The 2,035-nt window shown below is 31.2% G+C and carries 2 protein-coding genes; one reads left to right on the forward strand and one right to left on the reverse strand.

The window, feature by feature from the left end; genetic code table 11:
• Positions 1-154: ParA family protein (locus FHL06_RS12480; protein ID WP_153386897.1), on the reverse strand; the 154-nt coding region annotated here is incomplete at its 3' end.
• Between the two features lie 614 nt (positions 155-768).
• Between FHL06_RS12480 and FHL06_RS12485 the strand changes: the two genes are divergently transcribed.
• Positions 769-1,725 (forward strand): winged helix-turn-helix domain-containing protein, encoded by a 957-nt coding sequence (locus tag FHL06_RS12485; RefSeq protein WP_153386899.1) that lies wholly within the window; start codon positions 769-771, stop codon positions 1,723-1,725.
• Positions 1,726-2,035 lie beyond the last annotated feature (310 nt).

Consider the following 2,035-nt stretch of genomic DNA (forward strand, 5'->3'; position numbering starts at 1 on the left):
TTAAAGATAAAGATGTTAAGTTAGCCTGAGGATCAAAATCAATTGCCAAAACCTTATAACCTAATTTGGCCAGGTTATAACTTGTTAAAGCTGTAGTACTTGTTTTTCCAACGCCACCCTTAAAGTTCAAAAAAGATAATACTTTCGCAGTCATAAAAGCTCCCCCAATAATTTTATACTTCAATATTAACACATCTCTGCATAAGTGTTAATAATACTTATGGTCCAATGTATAAGTAGTGTTAAATGTATTTAACATATAACATTTAACACTTTGTTCTAGGCTAAACTACCGATATTTTTATATCAATATTTTTCAAGAAAGCTATCGTATCAAAGATTCTCTCTGTTAATCCTTTTACATAATGTTAAATACATTTCACACATAACATTTAACATTATGTTATATATATAATGTTAAATGTGAAATGTTAAATGTTAAATGTATGAGTTGTTGATATATCAAGTTTTTTGTTGATTTTATGCTTCACAGAATATATATTTAAGACAGAAAAAAAGAGTCGCACTTTTTAAAAGTACGACTATATATAAAAGAAAAAAGCGTTGAATCCTTAATCGCTGGTAACAATTAAGGATTCGGCAATGAGTATTCCACACATACTCACTACTTTTAACGCTCTGCTTTAATTCTTATTATAGATTGTAGGCAGAGATAAATCAATTATTTAATCGTTAAAAGACTGGTGGGGATATTTGCTCATCAGTCTTTTTTCTTTCTATGAAAAAACATGGAAGGATGACAATAATATGTCTAACGATAAAACACTACAAGAAGCGATGAAGAGGGCTAAACAAGATTTTGTTGAACCGAAGGGATACATTGCATTGATTGATTTAGGAGACAAATCTCTTAATGGAAATCCAACTCAAGTTTTCTCAGCTATTTATAATCGACTTGGCTTAAGTGTCCAAAATGGAGAAGACTTCTTCGATCGTAAAGAAAATCGATACTACGTTGTATACACTTATTCCGATTTGGCAGAGTTGATCAATCAATCAACTAAAACTATCTCAAGAATCATGGACAAACTAGTTGAAGCAGGATTAATCTTCAGAAAGAAATGCTTTAACGGAACTTACAAATTATTTCCATCTTTGCCTGATGCTGTTAAAGAAAAGTTCTTAGGTCATTCCAAAAAAGACGTTGCAACAGATGCTCCTCAACAAGTAGAAAGCGCTGATACAACACCTGCGGACAAAAAGTCTTCTTCGAACAAGACAAATAGTCTACTTAATTACTTGAACTTCAATCACTTGAAATTACGTTCTAATAATACTAATAATTCTAAAATTAACGAAAATATCGACAATGTCGAAATAGCTGCCGAAGAAAGCACTCTTTTATCATATGGAATGCCTCAAAACCTAATAGACACTTTGGTTAGTCTTTCTTACGGAAGTGCTAAAAAACTGACTAACTATGCTAAATTGATTATGAACGCTAAGAAGAAAGTTTATCGAGATCTGAATTATCGTAAGGAACCTCTAGCAAGAACGGCAACAATGTTTGAAAGTAATGAATTTATTAAAGACCGAATCAATCGTGAAGTTTCTAGAATTATTTTGTATGTTGGTAAAAAGTATCATGATCAAGAATCAATGGATAAAGTTATGTTTACATCGTTTAAAAACTTCTTTCAAGAATGCTTTGACTTATTAAAAATGTACGGCTCTATTGAGAATCAGACAAGTCTCGTTTGTTAATTGTCTCCTACAAAGTGTTAAATATATTTAGCATATAACATTTAACACTTTGTAGGAGGATGACATAAATCTGAAAACTGATGATTACTTAATGCAAGATAAAATAAAAAGGTCGAAAAGGGAAGGTTAGAAAATTTCCTTTTTTAAACACAAAGAAATCAATGTTTAAACTGGTCAAGGGTGTGGATTAGACGACCCCGTTTTGACCACAACTTTTTAGAAAAACGAGTTTATATAAACGACAATAGTTAACGAAATAAAGAGAATTGTCATGAAGACGCTAAAAAGTAAAAAGGCCAGACCGGAGAAT

The organism is Companilactobacillus halodurans, assembly GCF_009600985.1.
Lineage (GTDB): Bacteria > Bacillota > Bacilli > Lactobacillales > Lactobacillaceae > Companilactobacillus > Companilactobacillus halodurans.

Excerpts from the sequence above, each read along its gene's own strand:
- FHL06_RS12485 (WP_153386899.1), top strand. The coding sequence starts at position 769 with ATGTCTAACGATAAAACACTACAAGAAGCGATGAAGAGGGCTAAACAA.